This window comes from Streptomyces sp. NPDC005494 (assembly GCF_042872025.1).
GTDB lineage: Bacteria > Actinomycetota > Actinomycetes > Streptomycetales > Streptomycetaceae > Streptomyces.
The window spans coordinates 975,943-993,128 of record NZ_JBIAJR010000001.1 but is presented as its reverse complement, the minus strand read 5'-3'; the positions used below and the strand labels follow the sequence as shown (position 1 = coordinate 993,128).

15 protein-coding genes are annotated in these 17,186 nt (G+C 68.8%); 8 read left to right on the top strand and 7 right to left on the bottom strand.

From position 1 onward, the window contains the following. The first annotated feature begins 28 nt into the window (after positions 1 to 28). Positions 29 to 1,432: an AAA family ATPase gene (locus tag ACFYQ6_RS04440; protein WP_388760413.1), complete on the top strand. Its 1,404-nt coding sequence runs from the start codon at positions 29 to 31 to the stop codon at positions 1,430 to 1,432. Further along, entirely contained in the window at positions 1,429 to 2,184 is a 756-nt protein-coding gene (locus tag ACFYQ6_RS04435; protein WP_388760410.1) for an HNH endonuclease, read from the top strand. Before ACFYQ6_RS04440 ends, ACFYQ6_RS04435 begins: the two co-directional genes overlap by 4 nt. 27 nt (positions 2,185 to 2,211) lie before the next feature. Here the strand turns inward: ACFYQ6_RS04435 and ACFYQ6_RS04430 are convergent, their stop codons facing one another. From ACFYQ6_RS04430 to ACFYQ6_RS04420, 3 genes are all read right to left on the bottom strand, one after another. After that, entirely contained in the window at positions 2,212 to 3,204 is a 993-nt protein-coding gene (locus ACFYQ6_RS04430; protein ID WP_388760407.1) for a MarR family transcriptional regulator, read from the bottom strand. Between the two features lie 349 nt (positions 3,205 to 3,553). Beyond that, complete coding sequence (locus tag ACFYQ6_RS04425; RefSeq protein WP_388760404.1) at positions 3,554 to 3,760, bottom strand: DUF397 domain-containing protein; 207 nt, start codon at positions 3,758 to 3,760, stop codon at positions 3,554 to 3,556. Beyond that, a complete protein-coding gene (locus ACFYQ6_RS04420; RefSeq protein ID WP_388760401.1) occupies positions 3,747 to 4,571 on the bottom strand; it encodes a Scr1 family TA system antitoxin-like transcriptional regulator in 825 nt (274 codons plus the stop codon). The genes ACFYQ6_RS04425 and ACFYQ6_RS04420 overlap by 14 nt, the downstream gene beginning before the upstream one ends. 139 nt (positions 4,572 to 4,710) lie before the next feature. Here ACFYQ6_RS04420 and ACFYQ6_RS04415 point away from each other — a divergent pair, with 139 nt between their 5' ends. The 3 genes from ACFYQ6_RS04415 to ACFYQ6_RS04405 all read left to right on the top strand — a co-directional run bounded on the left by ACFYQ6_RS04415 (position 4,711) and on the right by ACFYQ6_RS04405 (position 6,090). After that, positions 4,711 to 4,998 (top strand): hypothetical protein, encoded by a 288-nt coding sequence (locus ACFYQ6_RS04415; RefSeq protein WP_388760398.1) that lies wholly within the window; start codon positions 4,711 to 4,713, stop codon positions 4,996 to 4,998. Next, positions 4,995 to 5,309: a hypothetical protein gene (locus tag ACFYQ6_RS04410; protein WP_388760395.1), complete on the top strand. Its 315-nt coding sequence runs from the start codon at positions 4,995 to 4,997 to the stop codon at positions 5,307 to 5,309. The genes ACFYQ6_RS04415 and ACFYQ6_RS04410 overlap by 4 nt, the downstream gene beginning before the upstream one ends. Positions 5,310 to 5,436: 127 nt before the next feature. After that, complete coding sequence (locus ACFYQ6_RS04405) at positions 5,437 to 6,090, top strand: hypothetical protein (protein ID WP_388760393.1); 654 nt, start codon at positions 5,437 to 5,439, stop codon at positions 6,088 to 6,090. A 33-nt stretch (positions 6,091 to 6,123) separates the two neighbouring features. Here the strand turns inward: ACFYQ6_RS04405 and ACFYQ6_RS04400 are convergent, their stop codons facing one another. Further along, positions 6,124 to 6,333 carry a hypothetical protein gene (locus tag ACFYQ6_RS04400; RefSeq protein WP_388760390.1) on the bottom strand — a complete coding sequence of 70 codons (210 nt, stop codon included), beginning with the start codon at positions 6,331 to 6,333 and terminating at the stop codon, positions 6,124 to 6,126. On the opposite strand from ACFYQ6_RS04400, the gene ACFYQ6_RS04395 reads away from it, so the two are divergent. Beyond that, a complete protein-coding gene (locus ACFYQ6_RS04395; RefSeq protein ID WP_388760941.1) occupies positions 6,323 to 8,584 on the top strand; it encodes an ATP-dependent RecD-like DNA helicase in 2,262 nt (753 codons plus the stop codon). The genes ACFYQ6_RS04400 and ACFYQ6_RS04395 overlap by 11 nt on opposite strands. Before the next feature lie 168 nt (positions 8,585 to 8,752). Beyond that, positions 8,753 to 10,051: a citrate synthase gene (locus ACFYQ6_RS04390; RefSeq protein WP_145801439.1), complete on the top strand. Its 1,299-nt coding sequence runs from the start codon at positions 8,753 to 8,755 to the stop codon at positions 10,049 to 10,051. Between the two features lie 582 nt (positions 10,052 to 10,633). On the opposite strand, the gene ACFYQ6_RS04385 is transcribed toward ACFYQ6_RS04390, so the two are convergent. The 3 genes from ACFYQ6_RS04385 to ACFYQ6_RS04375 form a co-directional block, all read right to left on the bottom strand. After that, positions 10,634 to 13,243: a heavy metal translocating P-type ATPase gene (locus ACFYQ6_RS04385; RefSeq protein ID WP_388760388.1), complete on the bottom strand. Its 2,610-nt coding sequence runs from the start codon at positions 13,241 to 13,243 to the stop codon at positions 10,634 to 10,636. Positions 13,244 to 13,543: 300 nt separating this feature from the next. Continuing rightward, positions 13,544 to 13,849, bottom strand: a complete 306-nt coding sequence (locus ACFYQ6_RS04380; RefSeq protein ID WP_388760385.1) for a heavy-metal-associated domain-containing protein — start codon at positions 13,847 to 13,849, stop codon at positions 13,544 to 13,546. Between the two features lie 96 nt (positions 13,850 to 13,945). Further along, positions 13,946 to 14,749: a TetR family transcriptional regulator gene (locus ACFYQ6_RS04375; protein WP_388760382.1), complete on the bottom strand. Its 804-nt coding sequence runs from the start codon at positions 14,747 to 14,749 to the stop codon at positions 13,946 to 13,948. A 151-nt stretch (positions 14,750 to 14,900) separates the two neighbouring features. On the opposite strand from ACFYQ6_RS04375, the gene ACFYQ6_RS04370 reads away from it, so the two are divergent. Next, entirely contained in the window at positions 14,901 to 17,177 is a 2,277-nt protein-coding gene (locus tag ACFYQ6_RS04370; RefSeq protein ID WP_361571553.1) for an MMPL family transporter, read from the top strand. Positions 17,178 to 17,186 lie beyond the last annotated feature (9 nt).

The following is a 17,186-nucleotide window of genomic DNA, read 5'->3' as shown; positions in this document are numbered from 1 at the left end:
AGTTTCGACTGAACGGATCCCATTCCTTATGTACGTCAGCCACCTCTTCGTTGCGGACATCAAGGCGTTTCCACGTGCGAGAATGGTCGACCTCCATCTGACTCGACCCGATGGATCGCACGCTGGCTGGACCGTTCTAGCCGGTCGTAATGGGGCGGGGAAGACTACGCTCCTGCGCGCGTTGGCATTGGCCCTGAGCGGGCCGGCGGTCGCCCGCAGTCTTGTGCCCGACTTCGACAATTGGGTCACGCGGGGCGCGTCGGAGGGCAGCGTCGAGGTGGAGATCGCTCGGTACGCGGACTTCGATCGATTCACGCACGGCCGACCGCCGAACGGTGCGTTCTGGGCCGGTCTGAAGTGGAAGGCACGACACGACGGATCATCGGACTCTCGGTATTCGCATCGCAGAGGAACTCAACCCTCGCTGGAAGAGATCCGTTATACGGGCGCGCAGAGCAGTGCCGCTCAAAGAGGCCCTTGGTCCGACAACCCCGTCGGCTGGTTCTGCGCCGCCTACGGGCCTTTCCGGCGCATGGCTGGCGGTTCGGGAGAAGTGCAGCGACTCATGCTCGCCTCCGGACCCGTTGCCCGGCAGGCGAGCCTCTTCCATGAGGATGCCTCCCTCGCTGAGGGCGTGACCTGGCTTATCGAGCAACATCTGAGGGCGCTAGAAGGCCGCGATGGAGCTGCTGTCCTCAAGGCCGCTGCGCTGTCCATCCTGAGGGATGGCCTCCTTCCGGACGGTTACCACATCGAGGATGTCGACTCCGAGGGGCTGTGGGTCGAACGCGACGGCCATCGCTTTCCGCTGCGCGAGATGAGCGACGGTTTCCGAACGGTTGCTGCCTTGGTCGTGGACATCCTCAAGCAGATCTACGACGCCTTCGGTGACCTGACGCTGGAGGATATGGAGGACGAGAGGGTCTTCAACGAGGCTCCGGGCATCGTCATCATTGATGAGGTCGATGCTCACCTCCACGTTTCCTGGCAGCGGCGCATCGGCCCCTGGCTCACCTCGCACTTTCCGAACATTCAGTTCATCGTCACCACGCACAGCCCTTACATCTGTCAGGCTGCCGACCCTGGCGGTCTGATTCGGTTGCCAGGAATCAATGATGATGCCGGGCCGGAAGTGGTGTCGGAGGACCTGTACGAGCGAGTCGTCTACGGCAGTGGTGACGACGCCGTTCTGTCCGATCTCTTCGGCCTCGACACTCCGTATTCCGAGCAGGCCGAGCGCACCCGCGCCGAGTTCGTCGCGCTGGAGACCAAGGTGTATGACGGGGACGTGTCACGGAACACGGTCGAGCGATATCAGGAGCTCAAGCACCTACTCAGCAGCTCGCCGGCGGCGCGTGTCCAGGAGGTCTCCGCCCAACTTCACCGCCTCGCGGGGGAGATCGGGGACGGAGAGGGCGGCGAGACGGAGTGATCCGGCTGGAACGTGCCGATCTGCCGCCGGACACGACGGCAAGGCTCAAGACGTACACCCAGCGGATCGAGAAGACGGCTGAGAGCGGCCGCAAGGCCAAGGCGGCCGAGCTGTGGGCCCACACCACTGTCCGACGCCATGTGCGCGACGGCCTCCTGGCCACCCTCGCCGTCATGGCGCCCGGCCATCAGCGCTGCATGTACTGCGGTGACAGCCAGGGCACGGACATCGACCACTTCGAGCCGAAGAGCCTCGCTCCGGTGCGCACCTTCGAGTGGCTCAACCACTTGCTTGCCTGCGCGTACTGCAACAGCAACCAGAAGCGGAGCAAATTCCCGCGTGCTGAGGACGGCAGCCCGCTGTTACTCGATCCCACGCTTGAGAACCCTCTCGCCCACCTTCGGCTGGTCCTGCCGCTGTGCACGTACAAGGCGCTTACGCCTCAGGGCGCGGCGTGCATAGATGTGTTCGGACTCAACTCACGTGGTGTCCTTGTCGATGGGCGTCGAACGGCTTACGGCACCGCCAAGCAGTCGGTCGAGCTGTGGCGCATCGCCACGGACCGGGGACAGCACGACAAGGCGGCCGAAGTCGTGCGAGTCGCGTGGAACCGGCCTCTCGCCGACGTGCTGGTCGGGATGTTCCACCAGTCGGACCACCCGGCCGCCGCCCTGCTCTTCGACGGCGAGGAAGAGACCCTCGACCTACTGCGTGACCCGGCTCTGCGCGAGGCGTTCCTCTCGCGGGCCTGAGGGCAGCGGGCCGGCCGGTGCCCTCAGTCAGGGGGCCTTCATCAGGTTGCGGAGGCTGCCGACGAGCGCGTGTACGTCCCGTTCTGTGGGCACCTCGGCGGACGAGGCCGGTGTGGTGTCCGGGGAGGGCGCCCGGCAGGCTCGGCAGAGGCCCTCGGGGAGGGCCTCCGGCGGCCCGGGGACACCGCATTCGGTGCACTCCATCATGACGCGGTGAACGCGAGCCTCGTGGGCGGCCGTCGAAGCCGCAACAGGGAGGGGCGGCGGGATCTTGTCGGTGAGCCGACGGCGCACGAATCCGATGGGCGAGCCGACCTGGGCGGGAAGACCGGCGGTGAGGGCCTGGGTGAGGTAGTCCGTGTTCACGCCGCGTTCGAGCCATGCGGCGGCCAGCCCTTCGAGTGCTGCGCAGTCGGCGGCGGACAGGGCCAGCCGCGGCTCTCTGCGGCCGAGTTGGGCGAGGGCGAGGTATGCGGGCGAGTACCCGGCCTGGCTCTCCTCGGAGGTTGCCCGCTGCACGGGTACGAGAGGCGTGGACGGTGCAGCGGAGGTCTGCGGAGGCTCCACCGGCTCGGCTTCATCCGGCCGGGGCGCGGTGGCGGGTTGGTGGTCGCCTGCTCCGGTCCGGGTGAAGGTGTCCCACCACTCGCTGTCATGCGCGGTACGGGACCAGAAAGTACGGGTGACCCACCGGCTCTGGCCGCCTTCGCCGACGACCTGGCACCGAACGCGCCGCAGGTGACCGGCCACGCCCAGGGCACGCAGCGCGCTGCTCACGGCCATCTGCCCGTACAGGGGCAACGACCTGGCCAGCGACTTGACGTCCATGGCGCCGCCCTCGGGCAGCCGGTCGACGTACCCGGCGACGTACCGCTCCCGCTCGGGCAGCAGCGCGAAGTCATCGGCGCGAGGCGGACGTTGTTCGGGTGTGGTGCGCTTGCCGTAGCCGGGGTGAGCCTTGGTGTACGGGCGCGAAGCTGCGGGCGCGGGCAGGGCGGGACTAAGGTTCTCGATAGCCACGAGATCGGGTCCGTTCGATCTTGGGGTGAGGCCCCGGCCGGTGTGGCAACACCGCGTCGGGGTCGATTCGTTGAGCGCAACGTAAGCCGTCGTGACGCCGCGCTGCAAGTTGGTCACGATTAGTCATACTTGCTGGCCGTGACGGGGCGGGAAGGTCAGGGAGGTTTCCCCAACCCCTTCTTTTCCCTCCCGGAAACAAGCACCGCTCGAACCTCGGGGCTCGTGTCCCGGCCCCCGAATCCCGAAGCTCAAGCGTCGGGCCCGGACCTGTCCCCGTACCCACGAAAGAGTGAGCCGCCCCGTCCCGGCCCTCGAATCCCGAGCTTCGGGACCCGAACTTCGGTGGGACTCAGGCGTCGAACCGGCCGTCCACGACGGCAGCGACGAAGGTGGCCCAGCGGGGGGAGGAGAAGGTGATGACGGGTCCGTGCGGAGCCTTGCTGTCGCGCACGGGGATAATCGGGTGACCTGCAGCGACTTCCAAGCACTCGCCTTGGTTGGCACCGCTGTAGCTCGACTTGTACCAGCCGGCGAAGCTGTGCTCAGCATCCTGCATGTTCGTGTTCCTCCGCTATGGCCCTGACCAGTGCTACTGACTCCAGATGCGGGGTCGCATCACCTAGGGCGAGAGCGTAGTCCGTGTGACAGGCCTCAACCAGTGCCGGATCGTCGACCAGGTTGCCCGTGTACAGACCTTCCACGTAGGCAACTGGAGCTGCATCCTTGAAGTTGAGCAGATAGAGCATTCCTTCGAGCAGCGCGTGTGCCCCGGCATCAAAGGTCAGCACATGCAGACGGAGGCGCCCGCGTTCAGCCATGTCCGCGATCGCGTGCAGTTGTTCGGCCATCACCTGAGGCCCTCCGACACGTCGCCTGAGCACTGCCTCGTCGAGCAACGTCCATGCGACGGGGGCTCGGGACGCTCGCAGCAGCTTGCTTCGCTCTAGGCGGATTGTCACGGCGGTGTCAAGTTCCTCGTCAGTGAAGTTCGTGCGTGCTGACTGGAACACTGCGCGAGCGTAAGCGCTGGTCTGAAGCAGCCCGGGGACGAGCTGGGCCCCGTACTGCCGGATCTCTGAAGCTTCCCGCTCCAGCTCCACCACTGCGGCGAAGTAGTCGGCGTACTTGGAATCCAGGTTCTCCAGCCATCTGACAAAGAAGCCGTCAGCCTCCAGCGCCATGTCGATCCGCTGCGCGTCATCCGGCTTTGGTAGCCGCCGCCCTGCCTCGTAATGGCTGATCAGTGTGGGCGAGCACACAACCTGGCGGCCCAGGGCCTCCTGCGTGAGGCCGGCCGACACCCGCCGCAGCCTGAGCTCCTCGCCGTACTTCTCCCTCTGCGTGCGGGGTTTCCGCTCCTCCGCCACCGGCCTCAGTCCCTTTCCTGACAAGCAGCCCGTCAAGCCCGAACCCCTGGAGCGTAGCCACGCGCAGCCTCACCCTGTGATGAGTTCGCTACGCAACGCATCCGTTCGTGGGTAAGCAGTCAAGGGAGAGCACTCCGTCATGAAAGAACTCGTCCGTCGCTTCGCAGAGTTGCTGTTGCGGCGCCTCCACAAGGCACCCGCCCCCACCCTCCCGGGACCCGTCACGCTGGTTGTTGGCCCCACCGCCCGCCGTACCGGGCAACGTCCGCTGCGCGGGGAGGACAGCCCGCTGGTGCGGCCCTACCTCGCCGCGCACGAGCGTGAGGTGGCAGACGCATTGCGCGGGCGTCGCACCGTGTGGCACGCCGTGACGGGTGAGGCCGTCGGGCTGCCCCTCCCCGCTCGCGGAACAGAGGTCGCCGCGTGAACGGGAACCGGCACGAAGGCCAGACATTCAGGCTGCTGCCCGGGACGGGGCTGGAAGGGAAGCCCAGCTATGTCCTGGGCGACGGCACCGGCCCCGTGTCGCGGATGGCCGCGAGCATCGACAGCATCCGGCTGGGCATGGCCGGTGATCTGCTCGACCACGCCACCGACCTGCTGGCAGACACGAAGGCCACCGGGGTGGAGCTGCACTTCCTCGCCAGTCGGCTCAGCGAGTCTCTGCGGGAGGTTCTCCAGGTCGCTGAGTTTCGAGGTGCGCGACCGGACCTGAACAGCCTCGATCCGGACAGTTGACGGCCCGCAAGGCGAGATCCGGACATCAGTAATCAGCGATCCCACAAGCCGCTTGACGTGTTCCCGGACCGTCGCGAAGGCTGTTCACGCAAGGCAGTGCACATGTGACAGTACGGGGGCTCCACCCATGGCCATTCCGAGGCCGGACACCAGCCAGTTCGAGGCGTTCACCACCAACATCGCCTACGCGCGCAAGATGGTGGACGCCGGGCGTAATCTGGCGCCCTTCAAGCCTGCGGCCATCGATGTCGGCGACTTCTACCGGGCTGCCTGGGTGCAGTCGGTGGCCGCGATCGACCACTGGTTCCACGAGGAGCTCTTCCGGCGCGTCGCCGAACTGGCGGCCAAGGACGGCACCGACATGCCGCTGCAACTCCAGAACTACGAAATCCCCCTGCGCCAGGTCGAGGCCGTGCAGCGAGGGGACGTCACCCTGGCTGAGGCGGTCGTCGAGCACGTCAAGGAGAGGTGGGGCAGCGCCTCACTGCAGAACCCGCGCAAGATCTCCGAGGCGCTGAAGCTGGTCACCGACAAGAACGTTTGGCAGGGCGCGGCCGCGCAGATCAACACGTGGCAGGGCAACCGCACGGCCTACACGGAGAAGACACTGAAGGCCCAGTACGTCACCATCACGGACCGGCGGAACAAGATCGCTCATGACGCCGACCTGGTGGACGGGGACCTCAAGCAGCGGCGCCCCATCGACGAGCACGACGTCACGGATGCGATCAACTGGATCGACCGCATCGCCCTGGCAGTTGCCCACGTGCTCGATGCCTGAGGCATTTTGAGCCGACGCTGATCTGAGTCGGCTTCATGCCTGACCCACTTCGTCGATGTGATCGAACAGAGGGCGATACTCGATCTCGTCGGCCTTGGCTTCAGCGACGGATGCCAGGAAGTCCTGCGCGTTGGCAGCCGAGCGGGCAGATGCCCCTGGAAGGTCACCGGTGCCGTGGGCCCGCGCGGGGTGTCTGTCGTACCCGCCCGGTACCGTCGGCACCATGTCCACCATGCCGAACATGGCCGTCCTCGAAGGCGTCCTGGAGCGGATCACCTACGCCAACGAGGAGAACGGGTACACCGTCGCCCGCGTCGACACCGGACGGGGGGCGGGGGACCTGCTCACCGTCGTCGGATCGCTGCTCGGCGCCCAGCCCGGTGAGTCCCTGCGGATGGAGGGGCGTTGGGCCTCGCACCCGCAGTTCGGCAAGCAGTTCCAGGTCGACAACTACACGACGGTCCTCCCCGCCACGATCCAGGGCATCCGCAGATACCTCGGCTCCGGCCTGATCAAGGGCATCGGGCCCGTCATGGCCGACCGCATCACCACCCACTTCGGTGTGGACACCCTCGACATCATCGAGCAGCACCCGAAGCGCCTGGTCGAGGTCCCGGGGCTCGGTCCGAAGCGGACGAAGATGATCGCCGCGGCCTGGGAGGAGCAGAAGGCGATCAAGGAGGTCATGGTCTTCCTCCAGACCGTCGGCGTCTCCACCTCCATCGCCGTCCGCATCTACAAGAAGTACGGGGACGCGTCGATCTCCGTCGTGAAGAACCAGCCCTACCGGCTGGCAGCCGACGTCTGGGGCATCGGCTTCCTCACCGCCGACCGCATCGCCCAAGCCGTCGGCATCCCGCACGACAGCCCGGAGCGGGTCAAGGCCGGTCTCCAGTACGCCCTGTCGCAGTCCACGGATCAGGGGCACTGCTTCCTCCCCGAGGAGCGGCTGATCGCCGACGGGGTGAAGCTGCTCCAGGTCGACACCGGGCTGGTCATCGACTGCCTGGCGGAGCTGGCGGAGGACCCGGAGGGCGTCGTACGGGAGAAGGTGCCCGGGCCCGAGGACGGTCAGCCGGTCACCGCCGTGTACCTGGTCCCCTTCCACCGCGCCGAGATCTCCCTCGCCGCCCAGGTGCAGCGCCTGCTGCGTACGCCTGAGGACCGGATGCCGGCCTTCCAGGACGTCGACTGGGACAAGGCGCTGGCCTGGCTCGCGCGGCGTACGGGGGCGAAGCTGGCCCCCGAGCAGGAGGCGGCCGTCCGGCTCGCCCTCACCCGCAAGGTGGCCGTGCTGACGGGCGGCCCGGGGTGCGGGAAGTCGTTCACCGTCCGGTCCGTGGTCGAGCTGGCCCGTGCGCGTGGCGCCGAGGTGGTGCTGGCCGCTCCCACCGGCCGGGCCGCCAAGCGGCTCTCGGAGCTGACCGGCGCCGAGGCGTCCACCGTGCACCGGCTGCTGGAGCTGAAGCCCGGCGGGGACGCCGCGTACGACCGGGACCGGCCGCTGGACGCCGATCTGGTCGTCGTCGACGAGGCGTCGATGCTCGATCTGCTGCTCGCCAACAAGCTCGTCAAGGCGGTGGCACCCGGTGCCCACCTCCTGCTGGTCGGCGATGTGGACCAGCTCCCGTCGGTCGGCGCGGGGGAGGTGCTGCGGGATCTGCTCGCCGAGCGCGGTCCGGTCCCGGCGGTCCGGCTGACCACCATCTTCCGCCAGGCCCAGCAGTCCGGCGTCGTCACCAACGCCCACCGCATCAACTCGGGGGTGCCCCCGCTGACCCAGGGGCTGGACGACTTCTTCCTGTTCGTGGAGGACGAGACCGAGGACGCCGGGGTGCTCGCCGTGGACGTGGCGGCCCGGCGCATCCCCGCCAAGTTCGGCCTGAACCCCCGCCGTGACGTGCAGGTCCTCGCCCCGATGCACCGAGGTCCGGCGGGCGCCGGCCATCTCAACGGCCTGCTCCAGCAGGCCATCACCCCGGGCCGCCCGGGACTGCCCGAGAAGCGGTTCGGCGGTCGGGTCTTCCGGGTCGGTGACAAGGTCACCCAGATCCGCAACAACTACGAGAAGGGTGAGAACGGGGTCTTCAACGGCACGGTCGGAGTCGTCACGGCCCTCGACGCGGACGAGCAGAAGCTGACGGTCCTCACGGACGAGGACGAGGAGATCGTCTACGACTTCGACGAGCTGGACGAGCTGGCCCACGCCTACGCGATGACCATTCACCGCTCCCAGGGCAGCGAGTACCCGGCGGTCGTCATCCCCGTCACGACCAGCGCCTGGATGATGTTGCAGCGCAACCTGCTCTACACCGCGGTCACCCGGGCCAAGAAGCTCGTCGTGCTGGTCGGTTCGCGCAAGGCCATCGGCCAGGCAGTCCGCACCGTTTCCGCAGGCAGACGCTGTACGGCGCTGGATTTCCGGCTGCGAGGCGGAACGGGCGGAGACTCCTCCGAAAAAATGATCGATCAAAACGGTGGGAAACATCACTGAGCCCTTCCGGAACCGGATCTCAGGGGGCAGGATGAGAAAGTTGACGGCACTCAGTGCCGTCAGTAGGTCCAATGGACGACCCCGAGTGCACTCTCCTGAGCCAAATGGGGGAGGGTGGAGACAGTCAGGGCACCTCGAAGAAGAGGCACTACGTCGGTGAGGGATGACGTGAGCGAGCACACCAACAACGCTGTAGTACTCCGGTACGGCGATGACGAGTACACCTACCCGGTGATCGACAGCACCGTCGGCGACAAGGGCTTCGACATCGGGAAGCTCCGGGCCAATACGGGCCTGGTCACGCTGGACAGCGGATACGGCAACACGGCCGCGTACAAATCCGCCATCACCTACCTCGACGGCGAGCAGGGCATCCTGCGGTACCGCGGCTACCCGATCGAGCAGCTCGCCGAGAGCTCGACGTTCCTCGAGGTCGCCTACACGCTGATCAACGGCGACCTTCCCAAGGTCGACGAGCTGTCGGCCTTCAAGAACGAGATCACCCAGCACACGCTGCTGCACGAGGACGTCAAGCGCTTCTTCGACGGCTTCCCGCGCGACGCCCACCCGATGGCCATGCTCTCCTCGGTCGTCAGCGCGCTGTCCACCTTCTACCAGGACAGCCACAACCCGTTCGACGAGGAGCAGCGTCACCTCTCGACGATCCGGCTGCTGGCCAAGCTCCCGACGATCGCGGCGTACGCGTACAAGAAGTCGATCGGTCACCCGTTCGTCTACCCGCGCAACGACCTCGGCTACGTCGAGAACTTCCTGCGCATGACCTTCTCCGTCCCGGCCCAGGAGTACGTGCCGGACCCGGTCGTCGTCTCGGCGCTGGAGAAGCTGCTCATCCTGCACGCGGACCACGAGCAGAACTGTTCCACCTCGACCGTGCGCCTGGTCGGCTCCTCGCAGGCGAACATGTTCGCCTCGATCTCCGCCGGTATCTCCGCCCTGTGGGGCCCGCTGCACGGTGGCGCCAACCAGTCGGTGCTGGAGATGCTCGAAGGCATCCAGGCCAACGGCGGCGATGTCGACTCCTTCATCCAGAAGGTGAAGAACAAGGAGGACGGCGTCCGCCTGATGGGCTTCGGCCACCGGGTGTACAAGTCCTTCGACCCGCGCGCCAAGATCATCAAGGCCGCCGCCCACGACGTGCTGTCGTCGCTCGGCAAGTCCGACGAGCTGCTCGACATCGCGCTCAAGCTGGAGGAGCACGCGCTCTCCGACGAGTACTTCGTCTCGCGCAACCTCTACCCCAACGTGGACTTCTACACGGGCCTGATCTACCGGGCCATGGGCTTCCCGACCGAGATGTTCACCGTGCTCTTCGCGCTCGGCCGCCTCCCCGGCTGGATCGCCCAGTGGCACGAGATGATCAAGGAGCCCGGATCGCGCATCGGCCGTCCGCGCCAGATCTACACCGGCGAGGTCCTGCGCGACTTCGTCCCGGCCGAGGGCCGCTGAAGCTTCTGGTACCGCTGCCCCACCCCGGCCGCTCCGGCCGGCATCCTTCGCCCCGCGTACCGCGCTCGTCCTGTCAGAGCGCGGTGTCCGGGGCGATTCGGCGTCATGGGGGCTGCTCGGTGGAGTGGTCCGGGGGCCGTCGTTCGGGGGGCTTCTTCGGCGGAGCCGTCGTGCCGGGCCCCGAGGCTGGGCCCGTGGGTGCCGGGCCCTGATGCTTCGGCAGGTGCGAGAAACGCCCCGCCGTCGATCCCCCCACGGGTCGACGGACGGGGCGCTTCCCATATCCCGGAGCGGATTCCCCCCACGGGATCCGGCCGGGCGTCTGAAGGGAGCCTGAACTCCCGTTGTTTTGCGGTGGTGCCTATTCAGTTCGGTCCTGCTGTGCGACTGCCGGGGTACGTACGCACGGGAGGGCCGCTCAAAGCTCCCCGGTGCACGTGCCCCGGCCACGCTTGCCAGGAGCGTCCCCCAAGACACTCCATCGGACGTCCCCCAAGACATCCTTGGCATCGCACTCTTAGACTCACCAACCCATCAGATGGTTACCCTCGAATCGGTGTGATCTAAGTCTCTTTGTAGAAATTATGTGAAGGAGCGCAACCTCAGGCTGTTGCTCACCACGAAGACCGACGAGAACGCCATCGCCGCACCCGCGATCATGGGGCTGAGCAGCCCGAACGCAGCCAAAGGCAGTGCGGCCACGTTGTAGCCGAAGGCCCAGAAGAGGTTGCTTCTGATGGTCGACAGCGTACGCCTAGACAGGCGGATGGCGTCAGCGGCCACCTTGATATCTCCACGAACAAGCGTGAGATCACCGGCCTCGATCGCCGCGTCCGTCCCCGTCCCCATCGACAGGCCGAGATCGGCCACCGCGAGAGCGGCCGCGTCGTTGACGCCGTCACCTGCCATGGCGACGGACCTGCCCTCTGCCTGGAGGCGCCGGACGACCTGCACCTTCTCCTCGGGCAGCACCTCCGCGTGGACCTCGTCGATCCCGACGGCGCGGGCCACGGCGTGCGCCACGGCCTGGTTGTCGCCGGTCAGCAGAATGGGCCTGAGGCCCAGCGCGCGCAGCTCCGCGACAGCCTCCGCGCTGCTCTCCTTCACCGCGTCGGCCACTTCGAGCACCCCCCTGGCGGTGCCGTCCCAGGCGACGGCGACCGCCGTGCGGCCCTGGGCCGCCGCCTCCGCCAGGGCGGAGGCCAGGGGACCGGGCAGGGTGATCCCGGCATCGGCGAGGAGCTGCGGCCTGCCCACCAGCACGCGGCGCCCTTCGACGGTGCCGCGCACCCCCAGCCCGGGGACGTCCGTGAAGTCCGCCGGGGCGAGCAGCGCGGCTCCGGCGCGGAGCGCCGCCCCCGCGGCCACCGCACGCGCCACGGGGTGGTCCGAGGCGCTCTCCAGAGTGCCGGCGAGCCGGAGTACATCGCCCTCGGACGTACCGGGCGCGGTGTGCACCTGGCCGAGAGTCATGCGCCCCGTGGTGACCGTGCCCGTCTTGTCGAGGACGATCGTGTCGATCCTGCGTGCGGTCTCCAGGACCTCGGGGCCCTTGATGAGAATGCCCAGCTGGGCGCCTCTGCCGGTGCCCGCCATGAGGGCGGTGGGCGTCGCGAGACCCAGGGCGCACGGACAGGCGATGATCAGGACGGCCACGGCGGCCGTGAACGAGCCCGTGACGTCGTCGGTGGCGAGCAGGTGCGCGACGAGGGTCCCCAGGGCGATCAGGAGGACCACGGGGACGAAGACCGCGGAGATCCGGTCCGCCAGGCGCTGGGCGGAGGCCTTGCCGTTCTGGGCGTCCTCGACGAGCCGGGACATCCGGGCGAGCTGGGTGTCGGCGCCGACGCGGGTCGCCTCGACGACCAGGCGCCCGGACAGGTTGAGGGTGGCGCCGGTGACGGTGTCACCCGGGACGGCGTCCACCGGCAGCGACTCGCCGGTGAGCATCGAGGTGTCGACGGCCGAGGAGCCTTCGACGACAGTGCCGTCGGTGGCGATCTTCTCGCCGGGGCGGACGACGAAACGGTCGCCGACGGCGAGCCGTCCCACGGGGACGCGTACCTCCGTGGCTCCGTCCTCCGGTCGTCCGGCCGGGCGGAGGACCGCGACGTCCTTCGCGCCGAGACGCAGCAGCGCGCGCAGGGCGGCGCCGGCCTTCCGCTTGGACCGCGCCTCCAGATGGCGGCCCAGCAGGATGAACACGGTGACTCCTGCCGCGACCTCCAGATAGATGGTGGAGGAGGGGTCGGAGCGGGACGCCGAGACGTCGAAACCGTGCCGCATCTCCGGCATGCCCGCGTCCCCGAGGAGCAGCGCCCACAACGACCAGCAGAAGGCCGCCAGCGTGCCGATGGACACCAGGGTGTCCATCGTCGCCGCGCCGTGCCGCAGGTTGGTCCAGGCGGCACGGTGGAAAGGCAGGCCGCCCCAGACGACGACGGGGGCGGCGAGGGTGAGGGAGAGCCACTGCCAGTTGTCGAACTGGAGGGCGGGGACCATGGCCATCAGGACCACGGGGGCGGCGAGGACCGCCGTGACCAGGAGGCGCTGCCGGAGCACTGCGAGGCCGGCTTCCCCGTCGGCGTCGCGGTCCGTGTCTTCGTCCGCGTCCGCGTCCGGATCTGCGTCCGCGAGTGCGCCTGTGGGGGCGTACGCGGTGGTGCTGCGGCCGGGGTCGGTGCGGCGGTCCGTGACGGCGTCGAGGGTGGCCTGTGTGGTGGTGCGGCGGTCCGTGACGGCGTCGAGGGTGGCCTGTGTGGTGGTGCGGCGGTCCGTGACGGCGTCGAGGGTGGCCTGTGTGGTCGTGCGGCTGTCGGCCTCAGCAGGATCGGCGCCTTCTCCGGCCTCCGCAGGGGCGACGCCTCCGTCAACCTGAGCTGCCGTCGTGGGCTGCGGCGAGGCAGGCGCAGGCGGGGCAGGCGGGTGCGGTGCGGCGGCGGCGCGTACGACCGGCCGTGCCGTGTAGCCCGTCTTCTCGACCGTGGCGACGAGGTCGTCCAGCGCGGTCCCGGGCGCGAAGCGGACGCGGGCCTTCTCCGTCGCGTAGTTGACGGTCGCGACGACCCCGTCCATCCGGTTGAGCTTCTTCTCGACGCGGGCCGCGCACGAGGCACAGGTCATCCCGCCGATCGCGAGTTCGGCCTCGGAAGTCTCCGCAGCCGGGGCCTCGGCTGCCGTGGTGCTGGCCATGTGTGCGGGCTCCTGGGTCGAGCAGTCGGGCCGTTTCCCCACCAGTATCTGCTTCCTCCGGTGAGGGAACCGGCCCGACGGAGGTGCTGGGTGGCGCGCAAGCCGCCGGTGGATCGTGCCGCCGGGAGGTGCGGGGCGCGCGGGGAGGTGCGAGGCGGTGCCGCGAGGTGCGGGCCGTCGAGGACGCGAGCCCCCGGAGTGTGCCGGGCCGTGTGCAGTGCGCCGACCCGCCGGAGTGCGCCGGCCCGCGCGGGCGGGCCGGCGCGCGGCCCCGGACGGGGCGGGCGGATGCGGCGGGTCTCAGGCGCGGCCCACGAGCTCGTAGCCCGCCTCGTCGACGGCGTCGCGTACGGCGTCCTCGGTCAGCGGGGCGGAGGAGGTGACCGTCACCCTTCCGGTGGCGGCCTCCGCCTTCACGGAGGTCACGCCCGTGAGCGCGGAGATCTCCTCGGACACGGCCCCTTCGCAGTGGCCGCAGGTCATGCCCTTCACCTCGTACACCTCGGTGACGCCGCCCACCTGCACGTCGGCCGAGCCGCCGTTGTGGCCACCGCCGGACGAGCAGCAGGATCCGGCGGTCCGGGGAGTATCCGTTTCGGCCGTCATGTCGTTCTCCTCTACGCAGGACACATGGATGTGGCGGGTGTGGCGCGGGAGGGTACCGGGAAGCCCGGTGCGCCTGCCCGTATCTCCACTATACCCCTAGGGGGTATCCCTGGCGTCTCGCGTCCCCTTGTCGGGTGTGTCACATGTCAGGGGTTCGAGGTAGCGGTACATCACGGACTTCAACTCGGTGATGTACGCGTCACGTTCCGCCCCCTCGTGGGACATGATCAGGTCGAGTCCGGCCTTGAAGAGGACGAAGGACATGGCGGCGATGCGGGCGGTCTGGTCGGCCGGGAGGTCCGGCAGGTAGGTGCCCAGGAGCTGCTCGGTCCTGCTCAGCATCGTGGCGTGCAGGACGTCGTGCTCCCGACTGATCACGCCCGGGATCTCGGAGCCGTGGGTGAGGACGGCGAAGGCCGGGTTCTCGCAGTTGAAGGCGATCAGCGGGTCGAGGACGGCGTCCAGCATCCGGTCGAGCGGCAGCTCCAGGTGGCTGACGACGAACGCGGCTCCGTACGTCTCCCGCCAGCGGTGCATGAGCTGGTCGCCGAGCTCGACGGCGATGGCTTCCTTGTTGGGGAAGAACTGGTAGAGCGTGCCCGGGGAGACGCCCGCCTCGCGTGCGATGGCGTTGGTGCTGGCGCCGTTGTAGCCGCTGGCGCTGAAGACGCCGGCGGCGGCTTCGAGCAGCTGTGCGATGCGCGCTTCGCCGCGCGCCTGGCGGCGGCGCGGCCGGTCGGCTCCCGTGTCCGAGGCGGCATCCCCGGCGCCCCGGCCGCCCGGGGCGCCCGGGCTGCGCCCGCCCGTCCGCCCTGCCCCTTCCTGTCGCTCCCTCGGGCCTTTCCGCTCCCCGCGTGCGGGCTCGGCGGCTTCTCCGGCTCTGGCCTCCGGCACGTTCATCCCCAGCTCTCAAGACGCGGTTGACAAATACGAGAGGGTGCTCGCATTCTGAGAAAACACGAGCGAGGACTCGTGTTTGCCAGTGTACGTGGCAATGACCGACCCATGCTGCCTTGTGCTGCCCGGGTCCCGGTGAAGGGGACACCGCACCATGCCCGAAGTCGACAGCCCGGAGCGCGTCGGGGGCTGGACCCGCCTCGTCACCGCACGGCCACGGCTCGCACTGCTGGCGGCTCTGGTGATCACGGCACTGGCCGTGTTCGCGGGCAGCGGGGTGGCCGACCGTATGAGCAGCGGCGGCTGGGAGGCGCCTGATGCGGAGTCGACCTACACCACCCAGGTGCTGGAGAGGGAGTTCCCGGCGTCCCAGCCCAATCTGCTCCTGCTGATCGGCAGCGGAGGGGCCTCCGTCGACGATCCGGCGGTGGCCGCCGAAGCCGCCCGGATCACCGAGCGGCTGTCGGCCGAGCCGGGCGTCGGGGGTGTCGGTTCGTACTGGCAGACGAAATCCCCCGCCCTGCGCTCCGAGGACGGGCGCGAGGCGATAGTGGCCGCCCGGATAGCGGGCGACGAGAAGGCCGCAGGAGAGATCCTCGACCGCATAGCTCCGGCCTACCGGGGCACACACGGTCCGGTGGAGGTCTCCGTCGGCGGACCCCTCGCCGTGCGGCACGAGATGCAGACCACCATCCAGGAGGACCTCCTGCGGGCCGAGCTCATCGCGCTGCCGGTGACGCTTGTGCTGCTGGTCGTGGTCTTCGGCAGCGCGATCGCCGCCCTGCTGCCCCTCGGCGTCGGCATCGTCGCGATCCTGGGCACCAACGCGGTGCTGCGCGGCATCACCGAGCTCACCGACGTCTCGGTCTTCGCCCAGAACCTCACCACGGCTCTGGGACTCGGACTCGCCATCGACTACGCCTTGTTCATCGTCCGCCGCTTCCGCGAAGAGCTGGCCGCCGGGGCGGACACCCGCACGGCGATCGGCATCACCCTGCGCACGGCGGGCCGCACGGTGCTCTTCTCCGCTCTGACGGTGGCGGTGTCGCTGGCCGCGATGATGGTCTTCCCGCAGTACTTCCTGCGTTCCTTCGCCTACGCCGGCATCGCCGTGGTGCTCCTGGCCGCCGCCGCTGCCCTGATCCTGCTGCCTGCCGCGCTGATGCTGCTCGGCCCTCGGGTCAACTCCCTGGACCTGCGCCGGCTGCTGCGTCGCGGGAGGACTCCGGGCGCGGCCGAGGACTCGGGCAGGGGCGGGAGGACTCCGAGCGCCGAGGGCTCGGGCAGGGGGTGGGCCCGCTTCTCGGTGCTCGTGATGCGCAGGGCGCCGGTCTTCGCCGTCCTCACCACGGTCACGCTGGTGCTCCTGGGACTGCCCTTCCTCGGGGTGAAGTTCGGCACGGCGGACGACCGTCAGCTGCCCGCCACGGCCGAGTCCCGTGTGGTCCAGGACCACATACGGGACGGCTTCCCGGGGAGCCCGGGCGGTGGACTCGAGGTGCTGGCCGAGGGCTCGGCGAGTCCCGGCCAGTACGCCGACTTCCGGGACAGGCTCGACGCGCTCCCCGGGGTGCAGCGGGTCGACGGACCCGTCACGGGCGACGGCTTCGCCTACTACGAGGTGCTGCCGGCCGGTGAGCCCGTCGGCCAGGGCGCCCAGGACCTGGTGCACGACCTCCGGGCCGAGCCCGCACCGTTCGACACCTCGGTGACCGGTGCGGCAGCTGTTCTGGTCGACTCCAAGGCCGCCATAGCGGACCGGCTGCCCTGGGCGGTGGGCATCATCGTGGTCGTGACGCTGCTCCTGGTCTTCCTGCTGACCGGCAGCGTCCTGATACCGCTCCAGGCGGTCGTGCTCAACGCCCTCAGCCTGACAGCCATGTTCGGAGCGGTGGTGTGGGTCTTCCAGGACGGAAATCTGTCCGGCCTCCTCTCCTTCACCAGCACCGGAGACATAGAGACGACCCTGCCGGTGCTGATGTTCTGCGTCGCCTTCGGTCTCTCCATGGACTACGGCGTGTTCCTGATCTCCCGGATCAAGGAGGAGTACGACCGCTCCGGCGACCACGAGCACTCCGTGACGTACGGCCTGCGCCACACCGGTGGGCTGATCACCGCCGCCGCCGTCATCCTCGCCGTGGTCATGGTCGCCATCGGTACCTCCCGTGTCACCAACACCAAGATGCTCGGGCTCGGGATCGCGCTGGCCGTGCTGATGGACGCCATGGTGGTACGCAGTCTGCTCGTCCCGGCCGTGATGAAGCTGATGGGCCGGGTCACCTGGTGGGCGCCCGCACCGCTGCGCGCGTTCCACCGGCGGTTCGGACTGAGCGAGGGGGAGACCGTTGCGGCGGGGGACCGGGACGCCGAGAAGATACCCGGAGCCGGCGGCCAGGACCGGGACCGGGACAAGATCGCGGCAGGAGCGTAGATTCGCCGG

What these genes read in the sequence shown, in the direction of transcription:
- ACFYQ6_RS04440 (WP_388760413.1), top strand. Translation starts at nt 29, where the DNA reads ATGTACGTCAGCCACCTCTTCGTTGCGGACATCAAGGCGTTTCCACGT.
- ACFYQ6_RS04425 (WP_388760404.1), bottom strand. Translation starts at nt 3,760, where the DNA reads ATGCAGGATGCTGAGCACAGCTTCGCCGGCTGGTACAAGTCGAGCTAC.
- ACFYQ6_RS04415 (WP_388760398.1), top strand. Translation starts at nt 4,711, where the DNA reads ATGAAAGAACTCGTCCGTCGCTTCGCAGAGTTGCTGTTGCGGCGCCTC.
- ACFYQ6_RS04405 (WP_388760393.1), top strand. Translation starts at nt 5,437, where the DNA reads ATGGCCATTCCGAGGCCGGACACCAGCCAGTTCGAGGCGTTCACCACC.
- ACFYQ6_RS04395 (WP_388760941.1), top strand. Translation starts at nt 6,323, where the DNA reads ATGCCGAACATGGCCGTCCTCGAAGGCGTCCTGGAGCGGATCACCTAC.
- ACFYQ6_RS04400 (WP_388760390.1), bottom strand. Translation starts at nt 6,333, where the DNA reads ATGTTCGGCATGGTGGACATGGTGCCGACGGTACCGGGCGGGTACGAC.
- ACFYQ6_RS04385 (WP_388760388.1), bottom strand. Translation starts at nt 13,243, where the DNA reads ATGGCCAGCACCACGGCAGCCGAGGCCCCGGCTGCGGAGACTTCCGAG.
- ACFYQ6_RS04380 (WP_388760385.1), bottom strand. Translation starts at nt 13,849, where the DNA reads ATGACGGCCGAAACGGATACTCCCCGGACCGCCGGATCCTGCTGCTCG.
- ACFYQ6_RS04375 (WP_388760382.1), bottom strand. Translation starts at nt 14,749, where the DNA reads ATGAACGTGCCGGAGGCCAGAGCCGGAGAAGCCGCCGAGCCCGCACGC.
- ACFYQ6_RS04370 (WP_361571553.1), top strand. Translation starts at nt 14,901, where the DNA reads ATGCCCGAAGTCGACAGCCCGGAGCGCGTCGGGGGCTGGACCCGCCTC.